Raw genomic sequence first — 26134 nt, 5'->3', positions numbered from 1 at the left:
ATCCTCCTTCACAACCGAAAGTACTACCCACCAGCGCTTCCAATGCCGCCGTATTCGCCGAGCTCGGAGGATAAGCACCTCTATTAAGCGCGAACCGTATCTGGAGGGAGGATGGGTAGCGATCAGATACTTCATTGGGGAGAGGGATAACGGCCGCGGGAAACCTCAACGCAAAGAAAGTGTAGTCGCTCGTCAAGGAGGGATCTACCGGACGACATAGTGACGGCGGCGGTTTGTAGCTGATGATTCCCAAGAAGGGATCCGCGTACTGGATGCTGCGCTATTCGCTGCTCGGTAAGCGCCGCGAAATGTCACTGGGCAAGCATGCGCGTCTCTCCTTGGCGGAGGCTCGGGCAAAAACGCTGGAGCACCAGCGGTCCCTTCAGGCCGGTGTCGACCCCACCGAGTCGCGTAAGCAGGAGCAACAGGTTTCAATCAGAACCGTGAACGACCTGTTCGCTGACTGGTATCCCGATTTGGAGAAATGTCTCAAGCATCCCCACATCCCGAAACGTGTGTATCGAAAGGAGGAGAACCCCGACTTCACTCTCAGCCGAGGATGTTTCCCTGGATTGGGTTCTGACCGCCTGCCGAATGCCTCGAGCCAGACCGGCGACGATGCCGAGCACCACCACCACGCCACCTGCCTCCTCCCTCGATATCAATACCCGTGAACCACGAATCAAGCAGTGCCTTGCCACTGTCGTCATGAGCGGGTCTCCAAGAATGGTGGTTGCCCTCAAGGTAAGAGCTGGCATCGGCGACGCCCTTCAGTGCGAATACGCCATCGCTCTCGCTTTGTGATGCCATGAACTTCGCGTTGACGAAAACTCATGTCACTAGCTCGAGCGCTGCATTCAACGCTTTCTGCTTCAACTGCGCACCCTGGCCAAACCACGCCGAGTCCATGCGATAGTCGTTGCTCCGCGCTCGCTTCTCGTGATCCACGTACTCAGTAACGGCGTTGACCAGCCCCCAGGCGGTGTCACGAGCCGTGCACAACTCGGAACCTCGCCCCTTGCCGTGGTAGAGCGCTGTCACACGCTCCAGAGCCCGCCGATTGGAGAGCGTTGCTGTATCACTGATCGGCGTCGAGATGTCACACAACACCGATTGGAACCAGCCTTCCGCTTCGCGATGAGTGACTCGTCGCTCGGCCAGTGTCTTGAGCCGCACCATAAAGTCATCCCACCGGGAGACTGAAATCCCCAGCTGCCGTTTTACCTGGCGGGCATCAAAGCGAGTGCTGTGCGGCACCTTCACGCTTTGGCTGGCGCCATCCACCGCGATACTCAGAGTGTTGTTGCAGACCACGCGGACAGTGGTGGGCGTGGCCACGGTGGCCAGCGACCCGTCGCAGGAGGTGGCCAGCAGTAGGTAATCGCCGATCGCGTCCACGCCTTTGAGCGAGGTCGTCAGCCCACTGCGCGCCAACGCCCAAAACTTTCGCCCGCCCTTCAACACGCCTGCCGTCTCTAGCTCGTAGCCGGCGTGTTCGGTGTGAATCGCCCCTAGTTTCGTAGACACCTCCAGGCCTTATACTGAAGGCATCAGGAGGTTCCATGAGCCGTCAACGATACACCGAAGAATTCAAGCTCGAAGCCACTGACCCGATAACTCGAGCGGCCACGGCAAGCTCAAGATCATCAAAAGGAGACTTCCTCAGAGCCTTCATCGCTTCCATCGAGGAAAGCAGCGCTCACTCATTTGGACGGCTGCCTAGTAGCTTAAGAGTAACGGATAGCACCATGGCCTCATTAACAAACTGTGCACTGGATCTGGAGGCCGATGAGCTGGCGACCGCTGACTATGTGAAACGCTTCCGTCAGAGAGAGCGTGAGCGCAGCAAGACAACTTGCTTGGCATCTGTCGGCAGTCGCTAAAACTGCAGGCGATTTTCTTGGGTAGCCGTAACCTCAGCGTTAGGACGTCTTTCCACCGCGTGTAAAGCCCGTGGCAGGTCAAGCACGAGAGCAGTCAAGCTGGAGTTGACACTTTATGCATCGACCTCGATCCCCCCATGCAGATATACTTAATTTCCAAATAATCTTCTAAACCATATTTGGAACCCTCGCGACCAAGCCCAGACTCTTTGATACCACCGAAAGGAATCACCTCGCTTGATATTCCGACTTCGTTGACACCAACCATACCGTATTCAAGGCCTTCAGAAACTCGCCATACACGGCCGATATCACGCGTATAAAGATAGGAAGCCAGCCCTACCTCGGTATCATTGGCCATTGCGATCGCTTCGGCCTCATCCTTGAAACGGAAGACGGGGGCCACCGGGCCGAAAATTTCCTCGCGGAAGACCCGCATATCGCTGCTAACGTTAGTCAGGACGGTCGGCTGGTAGAAGCAAGCACCCTGGCTGCCAGGTGAACCGCCGGTTAACACTTTGGCTCCTTTGGTCAAGGATTCTTCTACCATGGCATGTACATCTTGCACTGCTCGTTCATGAATCAGCGGGCCCACAGTAACTCCCTCATCGCGCCCGTTACCCACCTTGAGCATATTCACAGCCGCGGTGAACTTCTCGATGAAGGCATCGTAATGTTCTCGTGTACCAGGATCCGATTGGCACAGATGCAGGTCTGGCCAGCATTGCGATACTTCGTGGCCAGTGCTCCGGCAACGGCCTGATCTAAATCAGCATCATCGAAGATGATAATCGGAGCATTGCCACCTAGCTCCATCGATACTTTTTTTACAGTCTCGGCGCATTGCTTGAGAAGCAGTTTTCCTACCGGGGTCGAGCCAGTGAAGGTCACTTTGCGTACGATGGGGTCGCCGGTCAGCTCGTTACCGATCGCGCTGGAGTCGCCGCCCACGACCAGATTCAATACGCCAGCTGGTACGCCTGCCCGCTCGGCAAGTTCCACCATCGCAAGAGCAGATAGCGGTGTTTCTTTAGCCGGCTTCATGGCGAAGGTGCAGCCTACCGCCAGCGCGGGTGCCACCTTGCGCGTCAACATGGCATTAGGGAAGTTCCAGGGAGTAATGGCCGCCACCACCCCCACCGGCTGCTTGATGGTGATCATGCGACGGTCGTTGGCAACGGTTGGAATGACATCACCATAGACACGCTTGGCCTCTTCAGCGAACCATTCGATGTAGGACGCCCCGTAGGCCACTTCGCCCTTGGCTTCAGCAAGGGGTTTGCCCTGTTCCCTTGTGATGATCATTGCCAGATCCTCCTGATGCTCCAGCATCAGATCATGCCATCGACGCAGGATCATACTACGCTCCTTGGCGGTCTTCGATCGCCAAGCTGGCAACGCGCGCTCGGCGGCTGCAATGGCGAGCCGAGTGTCGTACGCGCCCGCATTCGCCACATGGGCGATAACCTCTCCAGTAGCAGGATCGGCGACCGAAAAGCGGGTCCCGTCGGCGACGTCTACCCACTGGCCATCGATATAGGCTTGGGTCTTCAGTAGATCCGGATCTTTCAGTTTCAATACCATGTTCTATCCCTAAAGCAGGCTGCATCTGGGCGATGTGAGCTCAACTATCAATCAACTGAAATGAGGCACGACCTCGCGAATAAACAGCTCGAGAGAACGCTTTTTCTCTTCGAAGGAGAGCGTGTTGTCACTCCAGAAGCTGTACTCCGTAATGCCCAATTCCTCGTAGCCCTTCAGCCGGCTCACCACCTCTTCCGGCGTGCCCACCATCATGTTGCGACGCAGACTCTCCAGGCTGAATTCGGGATTGTCGGCGACCGACTCTTTCGAAGCGGGCGGCATATAACCGTCGACCACCGGCTCCTCGTTCTTGGACCAGCCCATGAAATGCCGATAGAAAAGCTGCAATCCTTCTGCGCCCACCCGCCAGCCTTCGGGGTCACTGCCCTCATGAAGATAGGTGTGACGCAGCAGCATCAGCTCCGGACGCGACATTTCTGGATGGTTGGCGCAAGCGGTGTCGAACTTGCTTGCCAGGTCTGCTACTTCCTCATCGCCCTTCATCAGGGCCGTCACCATCACGTTGCAGCCATTGGCTACAGCGAAGTCGTGCGAGTTAGGGTCGCGAGCGGCAATCCACATCGGCGGCATCGGCTGCACCGGACGCGGCACACTGGTCGATGTCGGGAACTGGTAGACCTCACCGTCGTGAGCATAATCGCCCTGCCAAAGGGCACGAATGGCTGGAACCATCTCTCGCAGCGCCTTACCGCCCTCTGAGGACTTCAGTCCCGGTGTCAAGCGGTCGAACTCGTACTGATAGGCGCCACGGGCGATGCCAAATTCCAGACGTCCGTTGCTGATCACATCCAACTGAGCGGCCTCGCCCGCCAGACGCAGCGGATTCCAGAATGGCGCAACGAAGGTGCCGGCCCCCAGCCTGATCCGCTCAGTTTTTGCAGCCAGATAAGCAAGCTGCTGTAGCGGGCTGGGTGACGCGGTGTACTGCATACCGTGGTGTTCGCCGATCCAGACCTTGTCGAAACCACCCGCTTCCGCTATTTGCACCAGCTCGCACAGTTCCTGGAACAGGGTCTGGTAGCTCTTGTCGGCGTAGCGTTCCATGTGGATGAACAGGGAAAATTTCATGATTCACTCCGCTTTTGGTTAGAGATCAGCGCTCGGAGACCGGAGACTCGTGGCCCGCGATCGGTGTTCGGTGTTCCTCGACAAGCGCCTTGAGCATGCAGAAGCACATCAGCAGCAGGACCAGAGAGAACGGCAGTGCCGAGGCGATAGCCGCGGTCTGCAGCGCTTCCAGCCCGCCTGCCAGAAGCAGCACGGCGGAGGTCGCCCCTAAAAAGAGCCCCCAGAAGACCCGCTGCAGCGTGGGAGGATGCGGATTGCCGCGCGATAGAATGGTGCAGATGACCAGAGTGCCGGAATCGGCAGACGTCACGAACCAGGTAATAATCATCAGCGTCGCCATGCCGATCATGAAGGTGGCTAGCCACCCGGTCGCCAGCGAATCGATAGTGCGGAAGAGCACCGTCGTAACGTCGCTCGACGCAATGGATGCGAGGTCGACGCCATCGAAGAACTGCAGATGAATCGCCGTACCGCCGAAGATGACGATCCAAGCGCCGGCGGAAAGCAGGGAGGCGAGCATGCCGCCCAGTAGCACCTGCCGAATCGTGCGACCCCGGGAAATGTGAGCGATGAACATGCCGACAAAAGGTCCCCAGGAGAGCCACCACCCCCAATAGAACAGCGTCCACCAGCTCTGCCACTGGTCGCCCGGGTCATGATTGATCCACAGCCCCATGGGCACCATATGCGCCAGATAGCTGGTAACGGTCTCACCGAAGGAGGTCAGTAGAAAAAGCGTGGGGCCGGCGATAACGAAAAAGGCGAACAGCACCATGCTCAGATGAATGTTCCACTCGCTGAGCAAACGAATACCCTTCTTCAGGCCTGAAACCACTGACAGCGTTGCCAGCACGCTGACGATGATGACCAGAATCACTTGGCTGGTTGTGCTGATGGGAAGCCCGAAGAGTTGATTGAGCCCCGCGTTCATCTGCGCGACGCCTAGCCCCAACGTGGTCGCCGTGCCGAATAGCGTGGCGAAGATCGCCAGTAAGTCGATGCCATGTCCCAGCGGACCGTAGATGCGTTTGCCCAACAGCGGATAGAAGGCCGAGCGGATGGTGAGCGGCAGTCCGCGGCGATAGGAGAAGTAGCCCAGCATGGTGCCGATCAGGATATAGATGGCCCAGCCGTGCAGACCCCAGTGAAAGAGCGTGATACGCAGGGCTTGCTCGCCGCTGGCAAGCGTATTGGGCGCCAGCCCCGCCATGCGCATGAAAGGATTGCCCTGCATATGCGTCAGCGGCTCCGCGACGCTCCAGAACATCAGCCCAGTACCGACTGCAGCGCTGAACAGCATCGCGAACCAGCTGAACCAGTTGAATTCGGGGTGTTCATCGTCCCGGCCCAAACGCAACTTCCCCCAGGGCGAGATGACGAGTACGAAGGCCATCAACAACACCACATTGACGACCGTAATGTAGTACCAGCCAAGCTTTGCCGTGATGAACTCCTTGATCGCGGTGTAAGCGTGGCTAGCGGCATCCGGCATCGACACCGTGAAAAGGATGAAAGCCAACACCATGACCGTGGCTGCCAGTGTCGTGACGACGTCGACGCCCGCTAGCCAGCCCCTATCAGGGATATCTGCCCGTGAATCATGCATAACCGTATCTCCTTGATGATTGCCGGGTTTGGCATCTCATGGATCTCGTCTCACGGGCGCTTAGAACTGCCACGAGACAGAGACTTGAGCTAGGGTCAGCACACGAAATATTTTTGGCATACCGTAATACCGAACCGTTAGCTCGACACGATGCTAGATAAAAATAAAAAGATTCATATTGAACAAAAGTTTATAGCGCTAAATTCGAGGGGCGAGGGTATCCTAAAGTCTAACTTTAAATTCGTATTATGGTATGCCAAAAATAAGAACCTGATTTTCTCAATAGGAACGACGGCTATGAGTTTTGAAATTCGAAAGATCACGACCTACCGGGAGACGACTTACATCGAAGGCGGCAAACGCGGTGACAAGCCCGTCACCATGTTGGGAGTCGCCGCTGTCGTCACGAATCCATGGCATGGCCGTGGCTTCGTCGAAGACCTCTCACCGGAAATCAAGGCCAACTGTTCCGAGCTGGGTCAACAGCTGGTCGAGCTGATCCTGGCGGAGATGGATGGCGAGACGGTGGAAGCCTATGGCAAGGCCGCAGTGGTGGGTGCCGAAGGCGAAATCGAACACGCTTCTGCGATCATTCATACCCTGCGTTTTGGCAATCATTTCCGCGAGGCGGTAGGCGCCAAGAGCTACCTGAGCTTCACCAACAAGCGGGGCGCGCCCGGGACCTCTATCCAGATTCCGATGATGCATAAGGACGACGAGGGCTTCCGCTCGCACTACATCACGCTCGAAATGCGCATCGAGGATGCACCACGGGCCGATGAGATCGTAGTGGCGCTGGGTGCTGCCGACGGAGGTCGTCTGCATCCGCGCATCGGCAACCGCTACCAGGATCTCAAGGATATAGCCGCCGAGTCAGAAGCCGGAAAATGAGTATGTCCGTCGAGTCCCTGAACGCTTCCGAGTCCCGCCAGACACCGAACGGTACACGCTACTGGCGGGCCGGACGCGGTGAAAGCGTCATTCTGATTCATGGTGTCGGGCTCGATGCGACTATCTGGCAATCCCAGTTCGCGGCGCTGGCACATGACTACGATGTCATCGCCTACGACATGCTGGGTCATGGCGGGAGCCCCGCGCCGAATCCGAGCGCCACGCTCGACGACTACGCCAACCAGTTGGAGGAACTGATCGAACGGCTGGCGCTTGAAAGCATTGCCATCGTCGGCTTTTCGATGGGTGGTCTGGTCGCCCGCTTGATGGCTATCCGGACCCCTGACCGCGTCCGCTGTCTTGTGATATTGGCAGGCGTCTTCGGACGCAATGACGAACAGAGCAAGCGCCTCTCCCAGCGATTGGAAGAGGTACGCCGCGATGGCCCGCAGGCGAGCGTCGAACAGGCCATTCAACGCTGGTTCACCGAATCATGGCTCCGGAAGAACCCCGAAAAGATCGAGCGCATTCGCCGCTTGGTGCTCGGTAATGATCCGCAGAGCTACTACACCAGCTATGCCCTGTTCGGCCGCGAAGACAATATCGGTCGCTCGCAGCTGGATCAACTGCAGATGCCGGTGCTCGTTGCTACCGGTGAGGAAGATCCCGGCTCGACGCCGGAAATGACCCGCGCACTGGCGCAACAATTGCCCAATGCCAGTTGGCGCGTACTACCCGGCATGCGGCACATGCTGATCATGGAGCACCCCGACACCGTTAATGCGATGCTGCTGGCGTTTCTCGCCGAGCATCATCACTCCCCCGATCTGGAGAGGCTGTCATGACGCCGACCCCTATGCAGATGTACATCGATGGACGCTGGTGCGATGCGCGTGACGGAGCCACGTTCGCAAGCTACGACCCGGTCACAGCACAACCCTGGTGCCAGTTTCCCGATGCCGGCCCCGAGGACGTCGACGACGCCGTACAAAGCGCTCACCGCGCCTTTCATGGCGTCGAGTGGTCGGCGCTGACCGCCACCAAGCGTGCTCGTCTTCTTCATCGCCTGGCCGACCTCATCGAGGCGAACGCTGAAGATCTGGCACAGCTGGAGAGCCGTGACAACGGCAAGCTGATCCGCGAAACCCGCGGCCAGGTGGGCTATCTGCCGGAGTTCTTCCGCTACAGCGCGGGCATGGCCGACAAGGTCACCGGTGACACACTGCCGCTGGACAAGCCGGATATGTTCGGCGCCACTGTCCGCGTGCCCATTGGCGTGGTCGCCGCCATTATCCCCTGGAACAGCCCGCTCTATTTGACCGCGATCAAACTCGCACCGGCCCTGGCCGCAGGCAATACGGTGGTCATCAAGCCTTCAGAGCACGCCTCGGCCAGCCTGGCGCGCCTGATAGCACTGATCGAAGAGACGGGTTTTCCTGCCGGTGTAGTTAACCTCGTGACCGGCTACGGTCCCAGCACCGGTGCGGCGCTGACCGCTCATCCGTTGGTCAGGAAAATCGCGTTCACCGGGGGCAGCGCCAGCGCGCGTCACGTCATTCGTAATAGCGCGGAGAATTTCGCCAAGCTCTCGCTAGAGCTAGGGGGAAAATCTCCCAATATCATCTTCGCCGATGCGGATATCGACAGCGCCGTCAACGGCATCGTCGCCGGTGTCTTCGCCGCCTCCGGTCAGAGCTGTGTCGCTGGCTCCCGCGTACTGGTCGAGCGCAGCGTACTGCCTCACGTGCTCGACAAACTCAAGGAGCGCGCTGCCCGCATCGTGATCGGCAAGCCCAACGACCCGAACACCGAAATGGGGCCGATGGCGACCCAGGCCCAGCTTGAGCTGGTCGAACGACTGGTGTCGCAGGCCAAGGAAGAGGGTGTCGAGTGCATCTATGGAGGCAGGCGTGCCGAGATCGGCGATGGCTGGTATTTCCAGCCCACCATCTTCTACAGCGAGTCGACTTCGCCAACGATCGTGCGCGAGGAAGTCTTCGGGCCGGTCATGGTGATCATGCCTTTCGACGACGAAGCCCAGGCATTGACACTGGCCAACGACACCGAGCACGGCCTGGCTGCCGGCATCTGGACCCGTGACGTGGGCCGCGCCCACCGACTCGCTCGTGGCATCCGCGCAGGCATCATCTGGGTTAACACGTATCGCGCAGTTTCGGCATTGGCCCCCATCGGCGGATTCGGCGCCAGCGGTTACGGCCGCGAGTGCGGTCCCGACAGTGTCAAAGATTACACCGAGCTCAAGACGCTGTGGATCAATTTATCGAGCGATCCGATGCCGGATCCTTTCATCATGCGTTAGTACAGGAGTGAGTCATGAATATCGCTGAAAACTACAAACGTGTCCTCGGCGCCTTTCCCAGCGGGGTCACTGTCGTCACCGCTCTCGACGAGTCCGAACGCATGGTGGGGTTTACTGCCAGCGCCTTCTCCGCGGTTTCGATGGATCCGCCGCTGGTATTGGTGTGTCCGAGCCTGGCATCAGACTCCTATCCAGTGATCTGCTGCAGTGGTCGTTTCGCCATACACATTCTCAGTCACGAGCAGCAGGCAATTGCCTACCAGTTCGCATCCAAGGGAGCGGACAAGACGAAAGGTATCGAGTGGACACTCTCCGAACGTGGTAATGCGCTGATCAATGGCGCCGCGGCGTACATGGAGTGTCGGCTATGGGAGAACTACCCCGGGGGTGACCACGCGATCATCGTCGGTGAGGTCGAACATCTGCATATCACCGACGAAAGCCCCGACCCACTGCTCTATTGCCGAGGAATGATGGGGCAACTTCCGGAAGCACTGACACTGAGCCGCGTGAGCTGAACCACGCAGCACTGCAGCGGCCCTTCTACAGCGCCATGCTAGACTCGCGGAATGCCGGAATACACCACTCCGGCTGAACAGGCGCGGGGCACGTCCCGCTTGTTTACGCCGGAGGTTCATTCAATCAGGAGTCAAGGGCCCTCATGAGAAGAACGTCGACAATGGATAGCCTCAAGGTCACTCGACCACAGACGACGCTGCGAGAAATCGTTCTCGACAAATTGCGCGAAGCCATCATGAACTTCCAGTTTCTGCCTGGCGACCGTCTAGTGGAACGCGATCTCTGTGAGCGTCTCGGCGTCAGCCGCACGTCAGTCCGCGAAGCGCTGCGTCATCTTCAGGCCGAAGGGCTGGTCGAGCAGACCTCGACTCGGGGGCCTCGGGTGGCAGTCATCACCATGGAGGACGCTCGCGATATCTACGAATTGCGTTGCAGCTTGGAAAGTGTCGTTGTTCAACTGTTCACTCAGAAAGCGAGCGCACTTCACATGGCACAGCTCGATGTCGCCTGGGAGAACCTCAAGAATCAGCTTCGCGACGGCGAGGCGGACGGCGTCGTCAAGGCGGTCAGCGACTTTTACAGTGTGCTTTATGAGGGTGCAGGCAACCGGGTTGCCGGGCAAGTACTCAGTCAGTTGCAGGCACGCGTGAGCTACCTACGTGCAACCACCGTTTCCCGGGAAGGTCGCTACCGGGAGAGTTTTCGCGAAATGTCACGAATCGTCGAAGCGATCAGGAGTCGGGACGCGGTTGCGGCCCACGAGGCCTGCGTCGCTCATATTCAGGCTGCGAGCCGGATCGCACTGGAAATGCTGGCCGATCGGGAAGGTGTATCCATCGATCCGATCACCCCGCCGCTTCCTGTGGTCAACACCGCTTAGCGCCAGGGAGTGCAATCTTGCGCAACCACTATATCTACTGTCCTCAATGTGGCCACCATCCACTGACCGACGGCATCCCCGTCGGCGACACCCACGCTCGTCAGTACTGCCGCCAGTGTCACTATGTCGCCTACGACAACCCTCGCGTGATTGCCGGTGCGATCATCGAGCGTGAGGGACAAATTCTTCTCTGCCAGCGCGGTATTCCACCCGGCGTCGGCCGCTGGACACTTCCTGCCGGGTTCATGGAGCGCGGCGAGAGCGTCGAGGAAGCCGCGGCCCGAGAAGTGATGGAAGAGACAGGCATGCAAGTGGAAATTCGATCCCCCTACTCGATCTTCAGCGTGCCACCGACCAACGAGATCTATCTCATCTATTGCGCGGCGCCGATCGCCTGGGACAACCCGCCCGGCCCGGAGAGCTTGCGCGTAGCGTGGTTCTGTATCGAGGAAATTCCGTGGGAAGAAATCTTCTACCCCGCCATCACACAGATCCTTCAGCGTTATTTTAATGAGGGACGAACCGGCCGCCATGGCGTCTATAGCGGCAGCATGGAGACCGGCCTCATTCACTTCGTATCGTGATCGGCGCCGGAGGTGTTAGCGGCTTCTGCCTCCCAGGTATCGACGACCTTCAGACCAAATCCCGCGAGACCGCGATAAGGGATCGCCGAGCCCATCAGTCGGATCTGCCTGACGCCGAGCGAGTGCAGAATCTGGGAGCCGGCTCCGGTTCTGGCCGGATCACGCCGCAGGCGCCGCCAGTTACCCTCCTGAATATGCACGGCCCGAGAGAGCAGCGCGGAAGAGGAGTCCTGATGCGCCAGAATGACCACCACTCCCTCCCCCGATTGCGATACGGCTTCGAGCGCCGACCATAGCGTCCAGCTGCTTTTCGGCACGCCAGATAGACGAGCACCCACCAAATCCTGCAAGGGATCGGTCACGTGGACATAGACCGGGAAGGCTCGCGCTGGCTCCGGTGCCCCCATCATCAACGCCAGATGGACGTCCCCATCGACGGTATCCTCGAAGCTGTGAAGTTCGAAGCGGCCATGTACGGTGTCGAGGGCTTCGTGGCCCACTTCGACGACTGTCTCTTCGGTCGATAACCGATGCTGGATCAGGTCGGCAATAGTGCCGATGCGGATATCGTGACGTTTCGCGAACTGCCGCAGCGCCTCGCCTCGGGCCATGGTGCCATCATCATCCATGACCTCGACGATGACCGCCGCCGGCTCACAGCCCGCGAGCCGAGCGAGATCGCACCCGGCCTCCGTGTGCCCGGCGCGCTGCAGCACGCCGCCGGGCTGAGCACGCAGCGGAAATATGTGCCCCGGGCTGACGATATCTCGCGGGTGGGCTCGGGGAGCGACTGCCGCCAGCACCGTCGCGGCTCGATCCGCCGCAGAGATACCCGTCGTTACGCCTTCTCTTGCCTCGATGGAAATAGTGAATGCCGTAGAAAAACTCGCACCATTGTCCTTAACCATCATCGGCAGATCGAGCTGATCGCAGCGCTCCTCGGTCAGGGTCAGACAGATTAGCCCCCGTGCGTGAGTCGCCATGAAATTGATGGCTTCCGGCGTGACGCGTTCTGCCGCCATGATCAGATCGCCTTCGTTCTCGCGATCCTCGTCATCCACCATCAACACCATGCGTCCTTCCGCCAGGTCGGCGACGATATTGTCGATGCTGTCGAATTCCGTGCCAGTTTCGGCGTCAGCTTGCAGCTTCGGATTGGGATCGGACATAACTCTGAACTCCACTCGTAAAAAGTCGTCTTGCTCATGGCCAATGGCTATGGCATACCATAATACAAAACGACATGAGAGAGGCTTATCTATGACTAAAGGCTATTGGATCGCCACCGTGGCGGTGACCGACGCGGAGCAGTACCAGCGCTACCAGGCTTTAGCCCGCGACGCCTTGACACAATATGGCGCCAAACCGATCGCACGAAGCGACGACATCCATGTGATGGAGAGCCGCGACGATGAGAACGCCGAGCGCTGCGTCATTCTCGAATTCCCCTCCCTGGAGATCGCGCTTAAGTGCTATCACTCAGCCGCCTATCAAGAAGCGAGAGAGGCTCGCCGGAATGCTGCTGTTGTAGATATCACGATCGTCTCTGGACTAAAAAATTCTTCAACTCATAATCCTTAAGATCGTCAACGACTGATGCAGGCCGCTTCCAAACGGGTAGTGAACTGGGTATTAAAATTCAAAATAAAAATCACAAACCTTTAAGTGATTGATTTTTTACAATTTTTTGCACAGTCTATTTTAAGATCCAAAATATCGCGTGAATACTCACCTTGGGATGCCGTAGAGCATCCCGCTATTGTCACTCCCTGCGCTACGCTGACGCTAACAGCTTTAGATGCCAGTCGAGGAAGTGCCCATGCTCGTCACGCTTTATGCCCATCGACTCTCGCAGCCCTCCCGCGCGGTCGAAATCACCCTGCGCGAGCTGGACATCGATTACGACTTTCAAGAAGTCGATTTCGCCGGTGGTGAGACCCGCACGTCCTGGTATGCACAGGTCAATGCGTTTCAGACCGTGCCGGCGCTGGTGGTCGAAGATGACAAGGGCACCGACGACAAGGGAAGGCCGCTAGCGCTTGGAGAGAGTCAGGCGATCATGATGTATCTCTGCCGCACCGCCGCTGATCGGGAGACCGCGCAGCGGTGGTATCCCGGCGATCAGGACGCGACGCGCGCGGCACAGATCGACCAGTGGCTGGCCTGGCACCACGACAACCTGCGCCGCTTCGACATGTTTCATCACATCATGAATCTGCACCTGACCCTGCCGATGCTCAAGCGCGAGATTCAGAGCACCTTGATCATGCCTTTGCAGGCGGGGCTGAACCAAGGGCTTGTCATCCTTGAGGCACATTTCGAGCGCCAGCAACACGACGCACACCCGCCCACCCTTCTGGGCGAAGAACATCCCACGCTTGCCGATCTCGCCATGAGCTGCGAGCTCTATCAGATCAAGGCGGCGGGCTATCGGTTCGATCGCTACCCACAGGTGAACGCGTGGCTGGCAGGCATGGCCGAGCGGGCGCATTTTCAGGACGTGTCGAAGGAGGTCGAGATGCTGGGTCAGGAAATCCAAGAGAAAAGTGGAGCGTATCTGGCGTTGGAGGAGGCGTTTGGGTGAGTTGGGGTTGACGGAGACTACCTGCAGCACTGGAATATTGAACGAGCAGATGTGGGAGCAGAATCAGTGTAATGTGTCAATTATAGTTCCATGGATTCGCTTCATCACATGCTCTCGTTTTTATTCCTTCCGAAGCGATAAGAGCCCCTGCAATCAAGCATCGGTGGGATGAAGGGATGAGTTCAACTGATCGCTGGCTTCAGAGAAAGACTTTTGCTCGCCCATATCAATGCTACCACGACATAGACGCGTTTCTTTGCACGAGTCAGTGCCACATTTAGCAGATTGGATTTGCTCGAGGCCCATTCGGTGGCGCCTAGAGCATCAGCCGATAGCCCGAGTACAGGAATGACGTTGTCTTTTCCTTCCCTGAACGTATGTACTGTCCTAATGCTGGCTCAGCCATTCATCCAACCCATCTGCACCACCAAAAATATCATGGCAGCTAATACTTTAAGTACTGGCGTACGCCCCGATCTGCACGATAACTTGAGACGGACGAAGGCGATGATCCGTTAGCCGGCTTTTAAAGCCTGGGTCTATAGAATAACTGCAGCACTTTGGGCCGCCCTGTAGAGGCAAGAGAACCAGCGTCGATATCCTACTCGGCTTTACCAACCAAGGTGAAACAGACATGGCATGCGACAACTGGCCTAGAAAAGGCTCCAGAAAAATCCTTGTTCTAAAGTGACGAAGCCCCACGGCTATCCACCATTTCCTACACCGGTGCGCGAGGCGCGTAACCTGAGAAAATTCGTGCATGCACAGTGAGACCAAGCCAGCCTGTATTAACATGGTCCGTTGTTCACTTACTTACCTAATCTGCACTACCCGCCCCTCTTGGGCGGACAGCTTGCTTAAGGAGTATCCATGGCTACCTTCGACCCCCGGCTCGATATGGACGATGCCATGCGGCAGACCCTCGCGCTGTATCACCAGCGTATCGAGGCCGAACGCCAAGGCCAGGGCGGCCCGCACCGGCACATGGCGGTGGGACCGGCAACTGGACGCCTCATCAACCTATTGGCCAGCAGCCTCGACGCGCCACACATCCTTGAGCTGGGCACCTCTCTGGGTTACTCGACGATCTGGCTCGCCGATGCCGCCCGCACCGCGGGCGGCCGGGTGACCACACTGGAGCTGGAGGCCGAGAAATCGGCGCTTGCGCGGGAGATGGCCGAGCAGGCGGGACTGGCCCAGTGGGTCGACTACCGGGTCGGCGATGCCCTGGAATTGCTCGACTCCCTCGACGGCCCGTTCGACTTCGTGCTTGTCGACCACTGGAAGGACCTCTACCTGCCGAGCTTCGAGGCCTTCCGCGACAAGCTCGCGCCGGGCGCCATCCTGGTGGCCGACAACATGATTCGCGGCGGGGGCAGTGGCGGCCAGGCGGAATACGCCGCCGCCGTTCGCACCACCCGGGGGATGACCAGCGTGCTGCTGCCGGTGGGCTCGGGGCTGGAGGTTAGCCGCTACGAGCCGTGGTGAGTGGTGCCCAACCACCGAGTGACTGGGCGGGAAACAGTAAAAGTATCAAGCAAGATTATCCACTCGCTGATCTTCGTGGCGACATGAACAAGCAGGCCTGCTCTGCGCAATCTTCCTGCATGTAGTTCCCGACAAAGCTCATCATGCAGCAAGGGCTCTTTCGACTCGGCCGCGGCTGGAGGTCCTCGTGCAGGTTCCTCACCAGCATCGCCCTGACGGAGATGCTGGCGGCCACTATCGTGGCCATGACGCTGCGTTACCGAAGAGAAGATCCAGAGCATTGAATACTTAGCGAATACCCGGCAAGGATACGCCCGAGGTGTCGGGAACACTGATCAGCAATCCGATGCCCAACGCCAGGATCAGTACGCCGCCGCACAGGGCAATACCGTGTCCGGCCAGGCGCTGCCAGTGGGGCGTGGTGCGTGCCAACAGACGCGACGCGCGTTGCCGGGCAAAGACGGCGAAAAGGGCCAGACAGGAAGTGGTCACCGCCGTGCCGACCGACATGGCCAGCACCGCCATCACACCGGCCCACCAGTGACCCAGCAGACTGGCGACGCCCAGCACCATGACGGCCCCACTGCAGGGACGCAGGCCAATCGCCAACAAGGCGCCCAGACTCTCCTGGGTGGTGCGCGTGGTGTTGGGGTCGATATGGTGTTGGCCGCCGCAGTGATCGCATACTGCGTCGCGCTGTATCCCGTCAGACCGCTGCGAATGGCTCGGCACGGCCTCGAAGGCCAGGCCCTTGAACGATACGGGAGCGCCACTGGCCTCAGCGCCCAAGGGATCTCGCGACAACTGGTCCAGTCCCTGCCTGAGCCGGACCAGGGCACGCAGGGTCAGCCAAACGCCGAGCCCGATCAGGACGAGAAAGCTGAGTCGCTCGAGGTGGCCGGTCTGCGCCATGGCATCGCGTGTCAGCAGGCCCATGCCCCACACGAGCACGCCTACCAGGGCAATCGCTACCAGGCCCTGGAGCAGCGCCGCCGCCACGGTCAGTGAAAGCCCACGCCGCAAGGCGGTAGGATGCGACAGCAGATAGGCGGTGATCACGGCCTTGCCATGCCCCGGGCCTACGGCATGAAAGATGCCATAGCCCAGGCTCAACGCCATCAGGCTCAGGCTGGCATCGAGCGATGGATGCCGCGACAGGGCCATCGTCGACAGGGTCAGGCCGCGCTGCAGCGAGCGCTGCCAGTCGTGCGCCTGGGCCATGACGATCTGCGCCAGGGCCTGGCCCCAGTCGGTCATGGCAAGCACGGCAAGACCCAGCAATGGCAGCAGGGCAATCAATAGACCTAGCGTGCGGGACATGTCGCCTCCCCGGCTTCAGCGAAGAACCTCCCCAGCCCGCCCGGGGCGTCGGCATTGGTATCCAACGCCGCCGCTTCGGCCACTTTCTGCGGATCGGGATCGGCCGCGATGACACGGCTCGTACAGCCTTCGGGAGCATTTCTCAGGACAATCGGCTCATCGATATCATCGTCATACAGAAATTCGACATAATAAGTGTCGTCGTAAATTTTCCAGACGATCGGGGACTCCCCAAGCGCCAGTGGCTTGGCGAGCGGCACCACGAAGGTGAACTCCAGGCGCTGTTCATCCTGCCGTATGGTGTAGTCGCTTATCTCGCCCAAGGCGACGCTTTCGCCAGCGTGCGATACATGGGTCAGGTAGTTTTCGCGGCTCAGGTTCTGTGCAATCTCCTGACCGAGCATGTCCAGGCGTTCGTCCATGCTTTCTTCGCCCTCGGCGCGGGCCAGTTCCTCGGTCAGGGTCAGGCTATAGAAGGGGTCCATCTTCCACGCCTGCTCCAGGGCGACGACGCGCGCCTCATCGTCGAAGTGCAGCGTGACCCGATAGTCTACCCAGCCATGGGGATGAGCCCACGCCAGGGAGGGTGCCAGAAGCGCCAACAGTGAAAGAACAAGCCCGCCATAGGCGCAGCAATGTCTGGGTAGGCGAGTCAGCATGGTTGAGCTTCCCCCAAAACGTCATCGAGACGTGAATCAACATTGAAAGTGCATTCTATACCGGCAACTGAACGTACCTGAGCCGCTTGCAAATGGCCCAGGCAGGCCAGGTGTGGCATTCACGTAAACGAACGGACTCCTGCCGGGTATTCAACCGACGGCACGGGCCGTGGGTCTTACCTTCCAGCGGCGCACTCCGGCATCGATCAACGCCATTACGACCATCGAGGCGCCCATCACCGGAAAGATCACTCCGCCAATGGCGAGCAGCGCCAGCACGCCACGCAGCTTGCGCACATCATTCGGTGCCGGCGGTATACCGAGTCGTCCCGCGGGGCGCCGCTTCCACCACATGATGCCCGACGAGACGCACAGCAGCACGATTCCGGCACAGGCTACGGCCAGAATGAGCTGGTTGGCGATACCGTACTGCTGCCCCAGATGGATGTTGATGCCCCACTCGAGAGTCCTTCCCAAGGGTCCATAATCGGCATAGCTCATGTCGAGCAGGGGCTTGCCCGTGTATTGATCCAGATGCACGACGCGCTGTTGGCTCAGGTCATCGGGATAGATCGAGCCGGTATAGACGCCGGTCGGGCTACTCGGCAGGTTGACGGCATACCCCGAGGCGAGCCCGAGATCGTCGAACGCTTTCACTGCCTGATTCAGGCCGATGCTCGGTGCACTGCCCGGTGACGATTCCGGCAACCGCGCCTGCTCCAGCGACCAAGTCGTGGTTTCGCGCTCGGCGAGACGCTCTTCGGAAACCGGGACATTGACGCGCACGCCATCCGGATAGCCGAAATTATGCCCATTGGCGAGCTCGTTGACCTTGCTGCCCCACACGGTCGACCACGGCATACCCGTGATGGCGAGAAACAGAATGAAGCCAGCGACGAAGAGCCCGGTAACGGCGTGAAGATCCCGCCAGAATATCCGCTTCGATGGCGACGAGCGCACTGTCACCACTCCACCCCGCTGCCCGCGCGGCCACCAAAGATAGAGCCCGGTCAACACCAGCAGAATCGACCAGCCCGCGACGATCTCGATGATCAGGCTCGCTGTCTCGCCGAAGTAGTTGAGGCTGTGGATAGTCCGCACGATCCACATCACACTGCCGCGGTAAGGGATGGTGCCGGTGACTTCGCCGGTATAGGGATCGACGTAGACCGCCTGTTTGCCGTCGGCAGTGGTGATATCGACCTCCGCGGCGAGATTCGGCGCCGCTGACGATACATAGCGAAACGCGTCGCCCGGGTGCGCCGCCAGCGCGGCATCGAGCTGTTGCTGCGGCAATACGCTAGGAGATGGCTGTGCCTCGACGCGAACGATGTCCGCATTGAGCCACTGATCGATCTCATCCTTGAAAAGATAAAGCCCACCGGTGATCGCCAGCGAAATCAGGAAGGGAATCGCAATGAGTCCCGCATAGAAATGCCAGCGCCAGACGGCGCGGTAAATATCATTGACTGCTGATCTTGTACGAGACATGTCGTGTCTTCCTCGATAAATCCTGGGGCCGCCGATGCCGGCATGCTCACGCATCAACACGCCAAGGGATAACGGGGCACCCTGACGTAGCGGTATCGCAGTCATGCACAGGCTTGAGATAGACGGCGTTGCGCGCCATCGGCGGTGCGAACCGGCAGAATGGCGATTTACGGGATGATTCAGGATCGCGCGAGGGGCGGCGCTCGGGTCAGGGCATGGGGGAAGACGGTGAGATTGCCCTGCGCCGAGCGTGTTGCGGCGCTCGGGGCAAGCATGGCGAGCAGCGGGTCACGCGCCACTTGAGGCAAGGCGACGTCAAGAACGGGACAATGATAAAACAACGAGCAGTAGCCGCACTGCTCGTGCCAACTCACCGCCTTCGAAAACGAGGATTCGGCGGATGACTGGGCAGAAGACACCTGTCCTGCATGGTGCTCATGTCCCGCCCTGTCGAAAGCGCTGAACTGGCCGATAGCCGGCCCTGCCACCAGCAACAGCATGGCGAGCAGTGCCAGGTAAGCAGGATGACGACAAGGCCGAACGGGGCGATGATGCAACATGATAGGAAGAACAATTACCAGTACGGTGATTGCCTCATGCTAACGCATGCGGGCGAGCCCGTATGCCAAAAGAGAGGCGTCAACTTGACGCACTGGGCGGCCTATTCCTCATCCACGGCACACTACAGTGAGCGCATGCCTTTATTCGAAAGCCGCGGCTTGGCACGCCGGACACTGCCGAGCGCCAGCAACCAGACGATAGGCCCTGCCGCCAGGACACCGAGCCGATAGCGTTCCTCCCGCCAATGAGCCTCAATCCGGCATTTCGAGTGGATGCCCAGCGTGATGACAAAGCCAAGGTGCGCCCAGACAAACAGGATGAGTAATGTCTTCACGGCCGTTCTTCTTCCTCCGAAGATATCGCCAGGCTTGGCCTTGATGAATTGCAGATAGGGTCACCGGATAGGCTTGTGTTCGTTTATCGGCATCGGTGGCGCAAACCTGAGCCTCCAGGCGCCGGTTCTGGGCAGATCAGCCGAGCGCGTTTTTTGCCGGAGGGAGATACTACCCTGTAGAGACATGCTCTCTTGCCTACGCGGGTAAAGCATTACGCTTCACAACACATGTGCTTAGCGTAGAGGGAAAGCCTCGTATCGTAGTAAACCCAGGAATATTCACTGTCAGGGAGACGCCATCATGAGCCTCGATCACGCCGACGCGCAGGCAATCATCGACATCGTACGCCGCGCCGCCAAGGCGGAAATCCTGCCGCGCTTTCGCAATCTCGACCCAGAGGCGATTCGTACCAAGAGCGCCCCGGACGACCTGGTCACCGATGCCGATCAAGGCGCGGAACGAATCATCAGTCGTGAAGTGGCCAAGCTGTTGCCCAACGCCACCATTGTCGGCGAGGAAGCCGTCGCCGACAATGTCGCCTTGCTGGAATCGATTGCCGATGCCGAACTGGCGGTGATCATCGATCCGGTGGACGGCACCTGGAACTTCGCCCGCAGCATCAACCAGTTCGGTGTGATCATCGCCGTGGTCAGCCATGGCGAAACCGTGTTCGGTGTGCTCTACGACCCCATGGCGGACGACTGGATCAGCGCTCATCGAGGCGAAGGTGCATTCTTCGGCCGGCCGGATGGCACCGCGCGCCGGCTGCACGTTTCCGATACCACTTCGATGACTGAAATGGTCGGCTCGACCTCAACCCGCCTTTATCCTTCGCCGCAGCAGTACCAACTCGCCGGGACCTTTCCCGATTTCGCCCGCATGATGTCGTTCGGCTGCGCCTGTCATGAATACCGCACCATGGCATTCGGCTTTGTGGACTTCATGCTGGCCGCCAAGCTGATGCCGTGGGATCACGCCGCCGGCCTGTTGATCCACCGGGAAGCCGGCGGCTATGCCGCCCTGTTCGATGGCCGCACCTACAATCCCACCATTCACGAAGGTTTGCTGCTCGCCGCCAGCTCGCGAGAGAACTGGGAGCAGTTGCGCAAGAAGTTTGCCTTCCTGACCGATTGAGGTTGGTGAAGTCGTCGCTGGCCCAGTGAAGGAGCGAATCGACACCCGCTGCTACCAATGTTTAATTGATCCACTATAAATGCGGGAATTAACCATAAAAACGCCTAAATAACTGTAAATTTTCCAGCAGACACCACGTTATCATGGCCACCGATACGGAGCTTTATTCTCATTGTCTCGGAGCCCAACATGGTAAAACAGCAACCGTCCTCTGCCCCCTCGCTATGGCGGCGCATCCCGCTTTGGCAAAAGATCCTGGCGGGTCTCGGCCTGGGGATACTCGCAGGCGCTCTTCTCGGCGAAGACGCCAGCCTCTTCAAACCCATTGGCGATATTTTCATCAGCGCGATCAAGATGCTGATCGTGCCGCTGGTATTCACCACGCTCGTCGTCGGCATTACCTCGATGCGGGACCCGCAAAAGATGGGGCGCATCGGGGTGCGAACCATCGTGCTCTATCTTCTCACCACCGCCTTCGCCATTACGATTGGCCTGTTGGCGTCCACCCTCTTCCAGCCGGGCGCGGGCCTGGAGATGAGTTTCGAAGAGCCGGTCGAGGCTAGCGATGCGCCGACTCTGGTGGACATCCTGGTCGGGCTGGTCCCGCAGAACCCCGTCGATGCCTTAGCCAACGGCAACATCATGCAGATCATCGTGTTCGCCATCGGCCTGGGCATCTCGCTGATGTTGATCGGCGAGAAGGGCGAACCGGTGGTGCGCGTGTTCGAGAGCTTCGCGGAGGCAATGTACAAGCTCACCGAAATTGTCATGGCATTCGCGCCTTTTGGCGTTTTCGGCCTGATCGCACATGTCTCGGGGAGCTACGGCCTGGAAGTGCTGCTTCCCTTGGCCAAGGTGATAGGCGTCGCCTATCTGGCCAGCGTCGTGCATGTCCTGGTGGTCTACAGCGGACTGCTGGCGCTGTTGGGGCGCTTGAATCCATTGCCTTACCTGCGAGGCATTATCGACGCGCTGGTGGTGGCCTACTCTTCAGCCTCCTCATCCGGCACGCTGCCGGTGTCACTGCGCTGCGCACAGAAGAATCTCGGTGTCTCGGAGGGCGTCTCCGGCTTCGTGTTGCCCGTGGGGGCCACCATCAACATGGATGGCACGGCCATTTATCAGGGGGTCGTCGCGCTGTTCATCGCTCAGCTGGTAGGGGCCGACCTGACACTGATGGATTACGCCATGATCGTGGTGACCGGCACCCTGGCCTCGATCGGAACCGCCGGCGTGCCTGGGGCCGGCTTGATCATGCTCTCCATCGTCCTGGCGCAGGTGGGCCTGCCGCTGGAGGCGATCGCCGTGGTGGCGGGAGTCGATCGCATCCTGGATATGGCGCGCACCAGCGTCAACGTGGCAGGCGATCTGATGGTGACGACCCTGGTGGGACAGAGTGAAGGCGAGCTCGATAGGGATATTTATAACGCCAAGAACAAAGTCTAGCGGGCAGTGTCAGCAGGCCCTAAGTTCTGTCTGAAAAATCGGCGAGCGATGCGCAGGCAAGACAAAAATCAGCGATAAAGCGGAGTTTACGTGGTGTAAATGAGTATTTTGATCGGACTCGCGCCCGAGCTGATTTTTAACGCTGCATGAGTGAGCGCAGCCATTTTTCAGACAAAGCGTAGTGTCCGGTGCGTAGCTGGCGAGGCCGTAACCTCGCCAGATAACGGCTTAAACCTCCTCAAGGCCTGCCGCAACTCAGCGCACCCTCGAGTGCCCTGACAGAATTGCCCTGAGAGGCACTCAAGGAATGATGCGCTCCGCACGCAGGCGGGTGAACAGGTCGAAAAATACCGCCCGCGTCTCGCGAAAGTGATCGAAACCAAAATCGCGAGATTTGGTGACATCGTTGACGCATTCGAGCTCGCGCCCGAGATCGGCATCGGTGTGCCACCAGGAGACCAGCTTGGCGACGTCAGGTTCGGCCAGACCGTGCTGCTCGGCGATCCCGGCCCAAGTCGACTCGATGCCAGCCATCTGCGTCTCCAGCGGCTGCGGCGTCTCGGGGCATTCCGGCACGTCGAGTCCGAAGAACTCGCCGATCTCGTGCCACATCCGGCGCCAGCGGAAGACATCGCCGTTGACCGTGTTGAACGCTTCGTTGTGTGCACCGGGAGTCATCGCCGCCCACTCCATCTGACGTGCCAGTACTAGCGCATCGGTCAGATCGGTGAGCGCGTTCCACTGCACCTGCGAGCCGGGGAACACGAACGCTCGCCCGGTCGCCTTGCAGATCGAGGCATATACCGCCAACGTTACCCCCATGTTCATGGCGTTGCCGCGAGCATGGCCAATCACGGTGTGCGGACGGTGCACGTTCCAGCTAAAGCCGTGGCGTTCGGCAGCCGCGAACAGGATGTCTTCCAAGGTGTAATAGAAATTCTCGCCGGGTACCCGTGGCGCCGATTCACGAAACGGCGTCTCGGTCTTGCCACTGCCGTAGTTCTCGAAGGCGCCGAGATACTGCTTGGTGCCGGTGACCAGTGAGACATGCGCCAGGCTTGCCTCCTGCAAAGCGTCAAACAGGTTGTTCATCATCGTGCCGTTGGCCTCGACGTTGGCCTTCTCGTTGTCGCGCCGAACCCAGGTACAGTAGAAGACATGCGTAATGGGTAGCCCCACCAGCGCCTCGACGGTGGCCTCGCGATCCAGCAGATCGACGCATACGGGAATGATTCCCGCCTGCTCCGTAGCCGCCGAGATAATCCATAGACGGTCCATCCGCTAGCGCTGAGATAGCTGGCGAGATTGCTGCCGGTGATGCCAGTGGCGCCAACCACCAGTGCCGTGCCTTTGCGCATCGTTACCTCCTTATCCGGGCAAGATATTCGGAACGGACGACGAACGGTGTGCTCGCCGCCCCCGGTGAAACGCAGTCTGGATCGGCGGCTAACGTTGCTACAATGAGAAAAATCGCAAATCTTTATTGCGTCAGGAGCAACTCGATGGATCTCAATGCGCTACGCACATTCGAGCGCGTCGCCGCGACCGGCAGTTTTACCGCCACCGCACACCACTTTCATCGTGCGGTATCGTCCATCTCACGCCAGATCGCAGCCCTGGAAGAGGCGTTGGGCCAACAGCTGATCTACCGGCATACCCGTGCCGTCACGCTGACCGAGGCGGGTGGGCGCTATTATCAGGAAGTTCGCGAGATTCTCGAGCGGCTCGATCTGGCGACCGAAGCGCTGACCGCGCCCAATGCCGAACCTGCCGGGGTGCTACGCCTCAACGCCCCGGTGGCCTTCGGCCAGCGTCAGATCGTGCCGATTCTGCATCACTTCCAACGCCGCTACCCGGCCATCAAGGCCGAATTGATGCTCACCGACCAAGTCACCGACCCTGTGCGGGAGGGCATCGACATCACCTTTCGCGTCGGCACACTGACCGATTCCACACTGGTGTCGCGCCGCCTGGCCCCGATGAACTACGTCGTGGCCGCAGCGCCAGCCTATCTGCAACGCAGCGGTACACCTGACACGCCAAATGATCTGAGCCGGCACGACTGCCTGCTCTATCAGGGGGAAATGGGACGTCAACGCTGGTATTTTCACCAACCCACGCAGCCACAAGCCTTCGCTTTCGAAGTCGACGGCAGCCTCTACAGCAACGATGCCGAGAGCCTGGTACGCGCAGCGCTGATGGGCCAAGGGCTGGTCATGTTCCCGACCTGGCTGATCGCCGACGAGTTGGCCTCGGGCACTCTCCTGCCCATACTCACGGGGTGGCGTTGCGAGGTGGTGCCAGGCAGGCGAGACATCCACGTGTTGTATGCGCAGCGACGCCTGCATACGCGTAAGGTGCATGCCTTCCTGGACTACCTGTTCGAGGCGGTCGGACCCACGCCGCACTGGGACCGCTGGCGTGAGCATCAACCGGCGTGAATCGCCCTCTTCCGAGCCAATTCGCAGTGCCGGTGGGCGAGGATGATCTTTGTGGCGACGCTGAGCGTTAGCGCATTGCGAGCCGGGCACTGCGCCTCTCTGCCCTCACCCCCGCCAAGAAAATCAACAACCCCCCGATGGCCAGCACCGCGCCCACCAGCCCGGTGGTGGACCAGGCAAAGCCGAGCTTTACGGTAACGCCGGCCAGCCAGGCGCCGAGCGCGTTGGCAACATTGAAAGCAGCGTGATTGAGCGAGGCGGCCATGGTCTGGGCGTCTTCCGCCACGTCCATCAGCCGGGTCTGCAGGGCCGGCCCCAGCGCCATGCCGGTGCCCACCAGCCCGACGAAGAGCATGCCCAACCACACCGAGTTGGCCGCCACGTAAAACAGCCCCTGCATGGCCACGCACCAGATCAGGATGGCGGGAATCGCGCGCATCAGGTTCTTGTCCGCGGCCCGCGCGCCGGCCAGATTGCCGATGATGGTGCCGATGCCGAAGATCGCCAGCACCAACGGGCCCAGCGTTTCGCTCATGCCGGCCTGCTCGGTGAGGGTGGGAATCACGTAGCTGAACACCGCGAACATGCCGCCGAACCCCACACAGGCCACGCCCAGGGTGAACAACACACGCTGCTTGACCAGCGCGGAAAGCTCGCGGGCCGGGCTGGCATGCGGGTCGGCCTTCTGTACCGGCACCCATAGCCATACCAGCAGCGCGGTGAGCAGGGCAATGCCGCCCACCCCGGCAAAGGCCGTCTCCCAGCCGAACAGATTGCCGGCCCAAGTGGCCAGCGGCGCCCCGAGCAGAATCGCTACGGTAAGCCCTAGAATCACTCGGCCCACGGCGCGGCCGCGCTCTTCTATCGGCACCGACGCCGCCGCGACTAAAGCCGCCACGCCGAGGTAGGCGCCATGGGGCAGGCCAGCCAGGAAACGCAAGCCTACGAAAGGCCAGAATTGGGTGGCCAAGGCACTGGCCAGGTTGCCGACGGCAAAGATCAGCATCAGGCCGATCAAGAGCGCCCGTCTGGGCAGGCGCGCCGCCAGCATGGAAATGACCGGCGCCCCCACGACCACCCCCAGGGCATAGCTACTGATGGCATAGCCCACGTCGGGCACCGCTACCTGTAGATCATGGGCGACGCGGTTCATCAGCCCCATGATGACGAATTCCCCGGTGCCGATGGCAAAACCGCCCAGCGCCAGGGCCAGCACGGCCAAGCGCGGATGGGCGACCAAGGGTGGCGGCGGATTGGCAATACTCATGCAGGTCTCCGTGTCCATGGATAGCGTGTCTGATCGCCAGACAGGGAGCCGG

25 protein-coding genes and 2 pseudogenes are annotated in these 26134 nt (G+C 59.7%); 14 read left to right on the top strand and 13 right to left on the bottom strand.

Translation table 11 applies throughout. The annotated features are described in order from the left end of the window. Positions 1-242: 242 nt before the first annotated feature. The gene (locus ACW4DH_RS05730) at positions 243-674 is read left to right on the top strand and encodes an Arm DNA-binding domain-containing protein (RefSeq protein WP_459635396.1); all 432 of its coding nucleotides are present in this window, start codon (positions 243-245) and stop codon (positions 672-674) included. 157 nt (positions 675-831) lie between these two features. Here the strand turns inward: ACW4DH_RS05730 and ACW4DH_RS05725 are convergent, their stop codons facing one another. Beyond that, positions 832-1527: a DUF932 domain-containing protein gene (locus tag ACW4DH_RS05725; protein ID WP_459635395.1), complete on the bottom strand. Its 696-nt coding sequence runs from the start codon at positions 1525-1527 to the stop codon at positions 832-834. Between the two features lie 35 nt (positions 1528-1562). Between ACW4DH_RS05725 and ACW4DH_RS05720 the strand changes: the two genes are divergently transcribed. Next, complete coding sequence (locus ACW4DH_RS05720) at positions 1563-1883, top strand: hypothetical protein (protein WP_459635394.1); 321 nt, start codon at positions 1563-1565, stop codon at positions 1881-1883. 94 nt (positions 1884-1977) lie between these two features. Here the strand turns inward: ACW4DH_RS05720 and ACW4DH_RS05715 are convergent. The 3 genes and pseudogenes from ACW4DH_RS05715 to ACW4DH_RS05705 all read right to left on the bottom strand — a co-directional run bounded on the left by ACW4DH_RS05715 (position 1978) and on the right by ACW4DH_RS05705 (position 6162). After that, a pseudogene (locus ACW4DH_RS05715) lies at positions 1978-3467 on the bottom strand (NAD-dependent succinate-semialdehyde dehydrogenase). Positions 3468-3518: 51 nt separating this feature from the next. Next, positions 3519-4556: an LLM class flavin-dependent oxidoreductase gene (locus tag ACW4DH_RS05710; protein ID WP_459635393.1), complete on the bottom strand. Its 1038-nt coding sequence runs from the start codon at positions 4554-4556 to the stop codon at positions 3519-3521. A gap of 25 nt (positions 4557-4581) precedes the next feature. Then, positions 4582-6162 (bottom strand): BCCT family transporter, encoded by a 1581-nt coding sequence (locus ACW4DH_RS05705; protein WP_459635392.1) that lies wholly within the window; start codon positions 6160-6162, stop codon positions 4582-4584. Between the two features lie 297 nt (positions 6163-6459). Here ACW4DH_RS05705 and ACW4DH_RS05700 point away from each other — a divergent pair, with 297 nt between their 5' ends. The 6 genes from ACW4DH_RS05700 to ACW4DH_RS05675 all read left to right on the top strand — a co-directional run bounded on the left by ACW4DH_RS05700 (position 6460) and on the right by ACW4DH_RS05675 (position 11356). Next, positions 6460-7053 (top strand): amino acid synthesis family protein, encoded by a 594-nt coding sequence (locus tag ACW4DH_RS05700; protein WP_459635391.1) that lies wholly within the window; start codon positions 6460-6462, stop codon positions 7051-7053. A 2-nt stretch (positions 7054-7055) separates the two neighbouring features. Continuing rightward, positions 7056-7898 carry an alpha/beta fold hydrolase gene (locus tag ACW4DH_RS05695; protein ID WP_459635390.1) on the top strand — a complete coding sequence of 281 codons (843 nt, stop codon included), beginning with the start codon at positions 7056-7058 and terminating at the stop codon, positions 7896-7898. Further along, on the top strand, positions 7895-9373 hold the full coding sequence (locus tag ACW4DH_RS05690) for an aldehyde dehydrogenase (protein WP_459635389.1): 1479 nt from the start codon (positions 7895-7897) through the stop codon (positions 9371-9373). The genes ACW4DH_RS05695 and ACW4DH_RS05690 overlap by 4 nt, the downstream gene beginning before the upstream one ends. A 14-nt stretch (positions 9374-9387) precedes the next feature. Continuing rightward, positions 9388-9891 carry a flavin reductase family protein gene (locus ACW4DH_RS05685; RefSeq protein WP_459635388.1) on the top strand — a complete coding sequence of 168 codons (504 nt, stop codon included), beginning with the start codon at positions 9388-9390 and terminating at the stop codon, positions 9889-9891. 143 nt (positions 9892-10034) lie between these two features. Beyond that, a complete protein-coding gene (locus tag ACW4DH_RS05680) occupies positions 10035-10772 on the top strand; it encodes a GntR family transcriptional regulator (RefSeq protein ID WP_459635387.1) in 738 nt (245 codons plus the stop codon). A gap of 17 nt (positions 10773-10789) precedes the next feature. Then, entirely contained in the window at positions 10790-11356 is a 567-nt protein-coding gene (locus ACW4DH_RS05675; protein WP_459635386.1) for an NUDIX domain-containing protein, read from the top strand. Here the strand turns inward: ACW4DH_RS05675 and ribB are convergent. Beyond that, positions 11341-12525, bottom strand: a complete 1185-nt coding sequence (gene ribB / locus ACW4DH_RS05670) for a 3,4-dihydroxy-2-butanone-4-phosphate synthase (protein ID WP_459635385.1) — start codon at positions 12523-12525, stop codon at positions 11341-11343. The genes ACW4DH_RS05675 and ribB overlap by 16 nt on opposite strands. 91 nt (positions 12526-12616) lie before the next feature. Here ribB and ACW4DH_RS05665 point away from each other — a divergent pair, with 91 nt between their 5' ends. The 3 genes from ACW4DH_RS05665 to ACW4DH_RS05655 all read left to right on the top strand — a co-directional run bounded on the left by ACW4DH_RS05665 (position 12617) and on the right by ACW4DH_RS05655 (position 15428). Beyond that, positions 12617-12937, top strand: a complete 321-nt coding sequence (locus tag ACW4DH_RS05665; RefSeq protein ID WP_459635384.1) for a DUF1330 domain-containing protein — start codon at positions 12617-12619, stop codon at positions 12935-12937. A 238-nt stretch (positions 12938-13175) separates the two neighbouring features. Then, positions 13176-13940, top strand: coding sequence for a glutathione S-transferase family protein (locus ACW4DH_RS05660; protein WP_459635383.1), 765 nt, complete (start codon positions 13176-13178; stop codon positions 13938-13940). An 870-nt stretch (positions 13941-14810) separates the two neighbouring features. Then, positions 14811-15428 carry an O-methyltransferase gene (locus ACW4DH_RS05655; RefSeq protein WP_459635382.1) on the top strand — a complete coding sequence of 206 codons (618 nt, stop codon included), beginning with the start codon at positions 14811-14813 and terminating at the stop codon, positions 15426-15428. A gap of 288 nt (positions 15429-15716) precedes the next feature. Here the strand turns inward: ACW4DH_RS05655 and ACW4DH_RS05650 are convergent, their stop codons facing one another. From ACW4DH_RS05650 to ACW4DH_RS05630, 5 genes are all read right to left on the bottom strand, one after another. Then, positions 15717-16748, bottom strand: coding sequence for a nickel/cobalt transporter (locus ACW4DH_RS05650; RefSeq protein WP_459635381.1), 1032 nt, complete (start codon positions 16746-16748; stop codon positions 15717-15719). Beyond that, complete coding sequence (locus tag ACW4DH_RS05645; protein WP_459635380.1) at positions 16733-17407, bottom strand: DUF1007 family protein; 675 nt, start codon at positions 17405-17407, stop codon at positions 16733-16735. Before ACW4DH_RS05645 ends, ACW4DH_RS05650 begins: the two co-directional genes overlap by 16 nt. Positions 17408-17557: 150 nt before the next feature. Next, a complete protein-coding gene (locus ACW4DH_RS05640) occupies positions 17558-18898 on the bottom strand; it encodes a PepSY-associated TM helix domain-containing protein (RefSeq protein WP_459635379.1) in 1341 nt (446 codons plus the stop codon). A 179-nt stretch (positions 18899-19077) separates the two neighbouring features. Then, positions 19078-19458: a DUF2946 family protein gene (locus ACW4DH_RS05635; RefSeq protein ID WP_459635378.1), complete on the bottom strand. Its 381-nt coding sequence runs from the start codon at positions 19456-19458 to the stop codon at positions 19078-19080. A 122-nt stretch (positions 19459-19580) separates the two neighbouring features. Next, complete coding sequence (locus ACW4DH_RS05630) at positions 19581-19793, bottom strand: hypothetical protein (RefSeq protein WP_459635377.1); 213 nt, start codon at positions 19791-19793, stop codon at positions 19581-19583. Positions 19794-20094: 301 nt separating this feature from the next. Between ACW4DH_RS05630 and ACW4DH_RS05625 the strand changes: the two genes are divergently transcribed. Then, entirely contained in the window at positions 20095-20928 is an 834-nt protein-coding gene (locus tag ACW4DH_RS05625; RefSeq protein WP_459635376.1) for an inositol monophosphatase family protein, read from the top strand. Between the two features lie 189 nt (positions 20929-21117). Further along, the gene (locus tag ACW4DH_RS05620) at positions 21118-22374 is read left to right on the top strand and encodes a dicarboxylate/amino acid:cation symporter (RefSeq protein ID WP_459635375.1); all 1257 of its coding nucleotides are present in this window, start codon (positions 21118-21120) and stop codon (positions 22372-22374) included. Positions 22375-22674: 300 nt separating this feature from the next. Here the strand turns inward: ACW4DH_RS05620 and ACW4DH_RS05615 are convergent, their stop codons facing one another. Both ACW4DH_RS05615 and ACW4DH_RS05610 read right to left on the bottom strand, forming a co-directional pair. Further along, entirely contained in the window at positions 22675-23652 is a 978-nt protein-coding gene (locus ACW4DH_RS05615; RefSeq protein ID WP_459635374.1) for an SDR family oxidoreductase, read from the bottom strand. Positions 23653-23660: 8 nt separating this feature from the next. Continuing rightward, a pseudogene (locus ACW4DH_RS05610) lies at positions 23661-23732 on the bottom strand (hypothetical protein); the annotation flags it as partial. 144 nt (positions 23733-23876) lie between these two features. Between ACW4DH_RS05610 and ACW4DH_RS05605 the strand changes: the two are divergent. Beyond that, positions 23877-24815, top strand: coding sequence for a LysR family transcriptional regulator (locus ACW4DH_RS05605; RefSeq protein WP_459635373.1), 939 nt, complete (start codon positions 23877-23879; stop codon positions 24813-24815). 67 nt (positions 24816-24882) lie between these two features. Here ACW4DH_RS05605 and ACW4DH_RS05600 read toward each other — a convergent pair whose 3' ends face one another. Next, positions 24883-26082 carry an MFS transporter gene (locus tag ACW4DH_RS05600; protein ID WP_459635372.1) on the bottom strand — a complete coding sequence of 400 codons (1200 nt, stop codon included), beginning with the start codon at positions 26080-26082 and terminating at the stop codon, positions 24883-24885. Between the last annotated feature and the right edge of the window lie 52 nt (positions 26083-26134).

The sequence above is a fragment of the Halomonas sp. WWR20 genome (assembly GCF_054602495.1).
This window is presented reverse-complemented; position numbering and strand designations above follow the sequence as displayed.